This window comes from Streptomyces sp. SID14478, assembly GCF_010548525.1.
Classification (GTDB): Bacteria; Actinomycetota; Actinomycetes; order Streptomycetales; family Streptomycetaceae; genus Streptomyces.
The window spans coordinates 1-7,802 of record NZ_JAAGMG010000636.1; the positions used below are offsets into that span (position 1 = coordinate 1).

Here is a 7,802-nt window from a genome sequence, read left to right on the forward strand (position 1 = left end):
GTCTCGCGCAGGGCGGCGAGCGGTGCGGTGCGGCCCGCGCGCCGGGCCGGCAGCAGGGCCGAGCCGAGGCAGACCACGATGCCGACGGCGAGGGGCAGCAGCAGGGACAGGGCGCTGATCACCAACTCCCCGTCGGGGAAGGGGAATCCGATGGCGGGGAAGAGCGCCTGGAGTCCGGCCGCGATGCCGATGCCGCCGGCCAGCCCCGCGGCCGACGCGACGACGGCCACGGCGCTCGCCTCGACGAGCGTCGACGCGGTGACCTGCCTGCGGGAGGCGCCGAGGGCCCGCAACAGGGCGTTCTCCCGGGTGCGTTGGGCCACGACGATCGCGAAGGTGTTGTGGATCGAGAAGGTCGCGACGAGCAGCGCGACGCCGGAGAACACGAGCAGGAAGGTGGTGAACAGGCTCAGGAACTGGCCGGAGATCATGTCGGTGTTCTCCTGCGCGGACTCCGTTCCGGTGATGGCCTCGACTCCCTTGGGCAGACGGGCGTTCAGGGTGTCGACGAGTTCCTGCTGACTGACGCCGGGGGCGGCCCGCACCTGGAGGGTGGCGGCCTCGCCCGGCTTCGCCGTGAGGTACTTCTCGGCGTCGGCACGGGTCATGCCGGTGAAGGTGACCTGGGCCATGCCGTCCTCGCCGCCGAAGGTGGCCAGACCGACGACGGTGACCTGGACGGGGTCGGGCGTGCGCAGGGTCGTGGTGTCGCCGATCTTCAGGTCGCCGGCCTTCGCGGCACCCCGGTTGAGGACGACCTCGCCGCTCTTGTGCGGGGCGCGGCCCGCGGCGAGGCGGTACGCGTTGAGGCGCGGGTCGTCGATCCAGTTGCCGGCGAGCGTCGGCGGGCCCTGGCCGCCCACGGGCTTGCCGTTCGCACCGACGAGTTGACCGGCGCCCTGGATGTTCGGCGCGACGGCGGCGACGCCGGGCTCCTCGGCGAGGTCGTCCGCGAGGGACGCGTCGACCGGGCGGCGGGTGCCCTGGCTCTCGCCGGGCGTGGTGATGACGTTCGCGCTGCGCACGACGGCGTCGGTGCCGCTGCTGGCGCCCGCGAACATCGCGTCGAAGCCGGCGCGCAGCGTGTCGCCCATCACCAGGGTGCCCGCGAGGAACGCGACGCCGAGCAGGACGGCGGTGAACGTACCGGCGAAGCGGCGCTTGTGGGCGCGCAGGGACTTCAGGCTGAGCCGGGCGGCGGCGTTCATGACGGACCTGCCTCACGGGACTGGGTGCTGTCGAAGGCCTTCAGGCGGTCGAGCACCCGCTCGGCGGTGGGGTGTGCCATGCGGTCGACGAGACGGCCGTCGGCGAGGAAGACGACCTCGTCGGCGTGGGCGGCGGCGACCGGGTCGTGGGTGACCATGACGACGGTGCGGGCCGTGCGGCGCACGGCGTCGCCGAGCAGTCCGAGGACCTCCTCCCCGGAGCGGGAGTCGAGGTTGCCGGTGGGTTCGTCGGCGAAGACGACGTCGGGTCGGCCCGCGAACGCCCGTGCCACGGCGACGCGTTGCTGCTGCCCGCCGGAGAGTTCGGCGGGCCGGTGGTGCAGCCGGTCCCGCAGTCCGACGACGTCGATCAGCGCGTCGAGCCACTCCGGGTCCGGGCGCCTGCCCGCCAGGTCGCTCGGCAGCGTGATGTTCTCCGCGACGGTCAGCGTCGGTACGAGGTTGAACGCCTGGAAGACGAAGCCGACGCGGTCGCGGCGCAGCAGGGTCAGGCGCCGGTCGTCCAGCGTGCCCAGGTCCGTGTCGCCGATGTACGCGCGGCCCCCGGTGAGGGTGTCGAGTCCGGCCGCGCAGTGCATCAGGGTCGACTTGCCGGATCCGGAGGGCCCCATGATCGCGGTGAACCGTCCGGCGGGGAAGTCGACGCTCACGCCGTCGAGGGCACGGACGGCGGTGTCGCCGGAGCCGTACACCTTGACGGCGTCGTCGACGCGCGCCGCGGTGTGCGTGGTGAGCGTCGCGGTGGTCATGCCGCACCGCCCTTGGCGGACGGGCCGCGGGAGCCGTAGTGGCCGAACTCCTCGTTCAGGACGGTCAGCCGGCGCCAGTACTCGTCCTCGTCGATCTCGCCGGCGGCGAAGCGCCGGCCGAGGACGGCGATCGGCGAGTGCTCGTCGCGGTGCGGCGGTCCGCCCTGCCACGGTCCCCGCCGCCCGCGCCACACGGTGCGCCGCAGCAGGGTGACGACGCCGACCACGACGGCCGCCCAGATCAGCGGGAAGAACAGGATCCACGGGCCGGGGCCGTCGCCGCCGAAGTGCGCAAGGGTCTGCATCTGACTCATCTCCCAGGGTGGGTACCGCGTGCTGTGCTCGATGAGTCGAGCCTCGCTCCGGCAGGGGGGCGACGTCGTCGTACGGCCAGCGGCACCGCGCGTACCACGGCGGGAGTACGGACAGGGGTGCGGACCTGCTCCTCGGCGGTGTTCCGGCAGCCCTTGCCCTCTGTAACTACTAGTATGTACGCTCAGCCCATGAGCACTCAGGAGCGACTGATCGAGACGACCCGCGAGCTCCTGTGGGAGCGCGGTTACGTCGGTACGAGCCCGAAGGCGATCCTGCAGCGTGCGGGCGTCGGACAGGGCAGCATGTACCACCACTTCACCGGCAAGCCGGAGCTGGCGCTCGCGGCCATCCGACGCACCGGCGAGGAGATGCGCGCGACGGTCGACCGGCTGCTCGGCGCGGGCGGTTCGGCGCACGAGCGGGTCGCGGCGTACCTGCTGCGCGAGCGCGACGTGATGCGGGGCTGCCCCGTCGGCCGGCTCACGATGGACCCGGACGTGATCGCCAGCGAGGAGCTGCGCGCACCGGTCGACGAGACCATCGCGTATGTCGAGCGGCGGCTCGCCGAGGTCGTTCAAGAGGGCGTGGACCAGGGGGAGTTCGGCCCCGCGCTCGTCCCCGCCGACATCGCGGCGACGATCGTGGCGACCGTACAGGGCGGCTACGTCCTGGCGCGCGCCTCGGGCGACACGGCCGCGTTCGACGCGGGCGTACGCGGCCTGCTCGCGCTCCTCGGCTCCTCCCCCGCCGCCGACAACCCTGCCCCGTCCGCCCCTTCGATCGACTGAGGACAGTTACGTGCAGATCACGCGCACCCGCCCCGACTCGCAGCGGGGACCGGCCGAGCACTTCACCGGGACGGTCTGGCTCGACGAGATCGCGGCTCCCGAACTCCCTTCCCGGCTGCGGATGTTCCAGGTGCACTTCGCCCCCGGCGCGCACACCGCCTGGCACACGCACCCCCACGGCCAGGTCCTGCACGTCACGGAGGGCGAGGGCCGGGTGCAACGCAAGGGCGGCGCCGTGGAGGTGATCCGCGCGGGCGACACCGTATGGATCGAGCCCGACGAGTGGCACTGGCACGGCGCGGGCCCGCGCACGTTCATGACGCATCTGGCGGCCGTCGAAGCGGCGACGGACGGAACCACCGTCTGCTGGGGTGCACACGTCGGCGACACACTCTGAGGCCGGGAGACACCATGCATGCCATGCAGTACGAGATCACCCTCCCGGCCGACTACGACATGGGGATCATCCGGGACAGGGTCGCCACCAAGGGGCATCTGCTGGACGACTTCCCCGGGCTCGGCGCCAAGGCGTACCTCATGCGGGAGCGCGGCGTGGACGGCTCCCCGGTGAACCAGTACGCACCGTTCTACTTGTGGACGTCGCCGCGGGGGATGAACTCCTTCCTGTGGGGACCCGGTTTCCAGGGCATCGTGCACGACTTCGGGCGACCCGTGGTGCAGCACTGGACAGGGGTGGCGTACGAGGACGGGGAGGCGGCCGGGCGTGCGGCGCGCAGCGCGGTGCGCCGACGGACCCCGATCGACGCGGACGCCGACCTCCCTTCCCTCATGGCCGAGTCCGCACAAGAAGTAGCCCAACTGGCAGTAGGCACCGGCGTGTTGTACGCGGCGGCAGCGGTCGACCCCCGGACCTGGGAACTGCTGACCTTCTCCGTGTGGGACAGCGACACCCCCAAGGCGTCCGGTGACGTCTACCAAGTCCTCCATCTGTCACAGCCCGAGCGCGACAGGCTTCCGCGAGGTGAGCAGTGGTGAGCGCGGCCTTCCGTACGAGCAGCTCCGTCCGCACCGTCCGCACTGTCCAAGGAAATGTCGAGCAGGGCGAGTTGGGGGTGGTCGACGCACACGACCACCTCTTCTTCCGCAGCCCCTTGCTCCCCGGCCGGGAGCTGGACGACGTCGACCTCGCCCGGCAGGAGCTGGAGGCGTACGCGGCGGTCGGCGGCGGGACCGTCGTCCAGTGGACGCCGTACGGGCTCGGGCGGCGGGCCGAGGAGTTGCCGGCGCTGGCGGCGGCGACCGGGGTGCACATCGTGGCCGCGACCGGAATGCACCAAGCGGCGCACTACGCACCGGAGTTGCTCGCGGCACGCACTGCCGACCTCGCCGAGGTGTTCGTGCGCGACCTCACCGAGGGCATCGGGGACACTGGCGTACGAGCAGGCCTGATCAAGGTCGCGAGCGGGTTCCACGCGCTGGACGCGCATGCGCGGTGGACGATGCGGGCCGCCGCCGAAGCGCATCGGGCGACCGGCGCGCCGATCGCCGTGCACCATGAGCTGGGGACGGGCGCACTGGACGTACTCGACCTGCTGTGCGGGGAGTTGGAGGTGCCGGCACAGTGCGTCATCCTCGGGCACCTCAATCGCTCGCCGGATTTCGTGACGCAGCGCGAGGCGGCGCGTTCGGGCGCGTACCTCGCCTTCGACGGACCCTCGCGGGCGAACCATGCGACGGACTGGCGCATGCCGGACGCGATGGCGGAGCTGGCGGCGGCGGGGTTCGCGGACCGGCTGCTGCTGGGCGGCGACACGACGACGGCCGGAGCGCGGTCGGTGAGCGGCGGGCCGGGGATGCCGTACCTGCTGCGCCGGGTACGGCCACGCCTGGAGGCGACGCTGGGCAAGGAGATGGTGGAGCGGGTTCTCGTGGCCAATCCGGCCGAGGCCTTCGCGGTGCGGTGGGCGTGACGGCAGCGGGCGTCACGGCCCGCTGATCCGCAGGCGCCCTGGCGCGGGAGATCCCGGCAAGGGACGTCGTGGCGAGGGCCGTCCTGCCCGGGGCTGTGGTGTCCTGCCCGATCGGATCGTGGGCCGCTCGCCGACCCGAATCCGCTCCGACGGCCCGATCCGACGAGGCCGCGGCGCGATGACTCCAAGAGCCGTGCCCGCCGCCGAACTTATTGCACCGAGCGATCCAAAACCCGTAGGGTCTCCCCCATGGCCCGACCGAGGACGTTCGACGAGGACCGGGCCCTGGACGCGGCGATGCACGCCTTCTGGGAGAACGGCTACGAGGCCACCTCCACACAGGACCTGTGCACCGCCACCGGCCTGGGCCGCAGCAGCATCTACAACACGTTCGCCAGCAAGCACGAGCTGTTCACGCGCTCGCTGACCCGCTACATCGAGCAGATGACCGCCCACCAGGTGGCCGTCCTGGAGCGCACCGACACGCCTCCGCTCGACCGGCTCCGCGACCTCTTCACGTCGATCGTCGACACCGAGATCGACACCCGCAGGGACGGGCGCAGCCGCGGCTGCCTCACGGTGAACACGACCGTGGAGCTCGCCGGGCGGGACCCGGAGGCGGCCGCGCTGCTGGAGCGGGACCTGGCGACCCGGCTCGCCGCCCTCAGGGCCGCGATCGCCGCCGGGCAGCGGGACGGCACGATCACCTCCCAGCGCTCCCCCGAGGACCTCGCGCGCTTCGTGAACGCCGTGATCGGCGGGATGCGCGTCGCCGGACAGGGCGGCGCCGACCGGGCCGCCCTCCAGGCCACGGCCCAGATCGCGCTGGACGCCTTGACTCCCTGACTTCCCGACTCCCTGACGTCCCCAACTCCCTGACTTCGTACGCCACTTGGCGCCGAGCGAAAAAGCCGCCCGGCGCCCGGCCGGGCCCACTCCTGCCCTCATTCTGTACTGAGCTATCCAAAAAATGCCCACATCCGCGCGCAAAGCCCCTCGGAGGACTTCATGCCACGCGCCGTCTACGTACTGGCCCTCGGCATCTTCGCCATGGTGACCAGCGAGTTCGTCGTCGCAGGTCTCATGCCGCAGATGGCACACGGCCTCGACGCGACGATTCCGCAGATCGGCTATCTCATCACGGCGTTCGCCACGGCGATGGCGTTCGGCGGCCCCTTCCTCACCGTGGCCCTGCTCAAGGTCCCGCAGAAGCGCGCCCTGTTGGTCTTGTTCGGCGTCTTCCTCGCCGGCAACGTGCTGGCGGCCACCGCGTCGACGTACGCGGTCATGCTGATCGCGCGCCTCGTGACCGGCGTGGCCTCGCAGGCCTTCTTCGGCGTGGCCCTTTCCCTGTGCGCACAGCTGACCCGGCCCGAAGTCCGCGGCCGTGCGGTGTCCGTGGCGCTGAACGGGCTGATGCTGGGCACGCTGCTCGGGCTCCCGATGGCCACCTTCATCGGGGAACGCGTCGGCTGGCGGGCCGCGTTCTGGGTCGTGTCGGCGCTGACGGTGCTCGCCGCCGCGGCCACCCTGATCGGCGTGCCGCACGTGGCTCGGACCGGGTCGGCGGGGCAACTGCGCACGGAGTTCGGGGTGTTCAGGTCGGCGCGCCTGTGGCTGACGCTTTCCACCAGCACGCTGGTGATCGGTGCGACGTTCGCGGCGTTCAGCTATCTCACCCCGATCCTCACCGAGATCACCGGATTCGGTGCGGGCACCGTGCCGCTGCTGCTCGTGGCCTACGGGGCGGCGACCGTCGTCGGCAACATGGTCGTCGGGCGCCTCGCGGACCGGCACACGCTGTCGGTGCTGGTCGCCGGGCTCGCCCTCAACTCGCTGTTCCTGCTGGGTTTCGCGCTGTTCGCCGGGCTGTCCGGCGCGGCCGTGGTGTGCATACTGGGCATCGGTCTTGTCGGCGTCACCATGAACCCGGCGATGGTGGTGCGGGTGCAGCGCAGGGCCAATGCGGGGGCGCTGGTGAACTCGGTGCACTCCTCCTTCATCACCCTGGGCATCGTCGTGGCGACCTCGGTCGGCGGCGTGGCCATCGACGCGTACGGGCTGCGGGCGCCGCTGTGGCTCGGCCTCGCGCTCGCCGTCCTCGGACTCGCCTCTCTGGCACCGGATCTGACGGAGCGTCGCAGGAGCACGGTGGTGGCCGCCGGGAAGCCGGCGCGCGTCGGCGCCGACGCCTGAGGGCTCCTGGCCCGCTCAGGCCTCGGCGAGCGCCCCGAGCGGGTCGTCGAGCACGGGCTGCCAGGCCAACTCGGCTGCACCGACAAGGCTGTTGTGGTCGAGCGTGCAGGCCAGGATGGGTACGCCGCCGCTGCGGCCCCACAGGCTGCGGTCGGCCACGACGGCTCGCAGCCGCTCCGGGTCGGCGTCGAGGAGCGTGCGGTGCAGTCCGCCGAGGATGATGCGGTCCGGGTTGAGGATGTTGACCAGGCCGGCGAGGCCGAGGCCGAGGCGGTCGATGAGCGTGTCGACGGCGCCGCGTACGACGGGGTCGTGTCCGGCCTCGCGCACCAGGGCGTGGGCCTGCTCCAGCAGGGAGCCCTCGGAGGCGGGAGTGCGGCCCGCCGCGGTGACCAGGGCCAGCGGGTCGGCCTCGACGTCCAGACAGCCGCGGCTGCCGCAGTGGCAGGGCCGCCCCTCGGGGTTGACCGTGAGGTGGCCGACCTCCAGCGCCAGGCCCGAACTTCCCGTGTGCAGACGGCCGTCGAGGACCAGCGCGCCGCCGACGCCGCGGTGACCGGTGGCCACGCACAGCAGGTCGCGGGCGCCGCGTCC

At 72.3% G+C, this 7,802-nt stretch carries 10 protein-coding genes; 6 read left to right on the forward strand and 4 right to left on the reverse strand.

Going from position 1 to position 7,802, the window contains the following annotated elements; translation table 11 throughout:
* The 3 genes from G3I40_RS21320 to G3I40_RS21330 form a co-directional block, all read right to left on the reverse strand.
* Positions 1 to 1,208: FtsX-like permease family protein (locus G3I40_RS21320; protein WP_164303736.1), on the reverse strand; the 1,208-nt coding region annotated here is incomplete at its 3' end.
* Positions 1,205 to 1,978, reverse strand: coding sequence for an ABC transporter ATP-binding protein (locus tag G3I40_RS21325; protein WP_164303737.1), 774 nt, complete (start codon positions 1,976 to 1,978; stop codon positions 1,205 to 1,207). The genes G3I40_RS21320 and G3I40_RS21325, both read right to left, overlap by 4 nt.
* Positions 1,975 to 2,283, reverse strand: a complete 309-nt coding sequence (locus G3I40_RS21330) for an SHOCT domain-containing protein (protein WP_164303738.1) — start codon at positions 2,281 to 2,283, stop codon at positions 1,975 to 1,977. Before G3I40_RS21330 ends, G3I40_RS21325 begins: the two co-directional genes overlap by 4 nt.
* A gap of 183 nt (positions 2,284 to 2,466) precedes the next feature.
* Between G3I40_RS21330 and G3I40_RS21335 the strand changes: the two genes are divergently transcribed.
* The 6 genes from G3I40_RS21335 (at position 2,467) to G3I40_RS21360 (ending at position 7,208) form a co-directional block, all read left to right on the forward strand.
* Positions 2,467 to 3,081, forward strand: coding sequence for a TetR/AcrR family transcriptional regulator (locus G3I40_RS21335; protein WP_164303739.1), 615 nt, complete (start codon positions 2,467 to 2,469; stop codon positions 3,079 to 3,081).
* Positions 3,082 to 3,091: 10 nt separating this feature from the next.
* Positions 3,092 to 3,478: a cupin domain-containing protein gene (locus tag G3I40_RS21340; protein WP_164303740.1), complete on the forward strand. Its 387-nt coding sequence runs from the start codon at positions 3,092 to 3,094 to the stop codon at positions 3,476 to 3,478.
* Positions 3,479 to 3,492: 14 nt separating this feature from the next.
* Positions 3,493 to 4,077, forward strand: coding sequence for a DUF4865 family protein (locus G3I40_RS21345; protein WP_164303741.1), 585 nt, complete (start codon positions 3,493 to 3,495; stop codon positions 4,075 to 4,077).
* Complete coding sequence (locus tag G3I40_RS21350; RefSeq protein ID WP_164303742.1) at positions 4,074 to 5,012, forward strand: phosphotriesterase; 939 nt, start codon at positions 4,074 to 4,076, stop codon at positions 5,010 to 5,012. Before G3I40_RS21345 ends, G3I40_RS21350 begins: the two co-directional genes overlap by 4 nt.
* Positions 5,013 to 5,261: 249 nt before the next feature.
* Complete coding sequence (locus G3I40_RS21355) at positions 5,262 to 5,858, forward strand: TetR/AcrR family transcriptional regulator (RefSeq protein WP_164303743.1); 597 nt, start codon at positions 5,262 to 5,264, stop codon at positions 5,856 to 5,858.
* Positions 5,859 to 6,020: 162 nt separating this feature from the next.
* Entirely contained in the window at positions 6,021 to 7,208 is a 1,188-nt protein-coding gene (locus G3I40_RS21360) for an MFS transporter (protein ID WP_164303744.1), read from the forward strand.
* A gap of 15 nt (positions 7,209 to 7,223) precedes the next feature.
* On the opposite strand, the gene G3I40_RS21365 is transcribed toward G3I40_RS21360, so the two are convergent.
* On the reverse strand, positions 7,224 to 7,802 hold a 579-nt coding region (locus G3I40_RS21365), incomplete at its 5' end, for an ROK family protein (RefSeq protein ID WP_164303745.1).

What these genes read in the sequence shown, in the direction of transcription:
- G3I40_RS21360 (WP_164303744.1), top strand. Translation starts at nt 6,021, where the DNA reads ATGCCACGCGCCGTCTACGTACTGGCCCTCGGCATCTTCGCCATGGTG.
- G3I40_RS21355 (WP_164303743.1), top strand. Translation starts at nt 5,262, where the DNA reads ATGGCCCGACCGAGGACGTTCGACGAGGACCGGGCCCTGGACGCGGCG.
- G3I40_RS21330 (WP_164303738.1), bottom strand. Translation starts at nt 2,283, where the DNA reads ATGCAGACCCTTGCGCACTTCGGCGGCGACGGCCCCGGCCCGTGGATC.
- G3I40_RS21325 (WP_164303737.1), bottom strand. Translation starts at nt 1,978, where the DNA reads ATGACCACCGCGACGCTCACCACGCACACCGCGGCGCGCGTCGACGAC.
- G3I40_RS21335 (WP_164303739.1), top strand. Translation starts at nt 2,467, where the DNA reads ATGTACGCTCAGCCCATGAGCACTCAGGAGCGACTGATCGAGACGACC.
- G3I40_RS21345 (WP_164303741.1), top strand. Translation starts at nt 3,493, where the DNA reads ATGCATGCCATGCAGTACGAGATCACCCTCCCGGCCGACTACGACATG.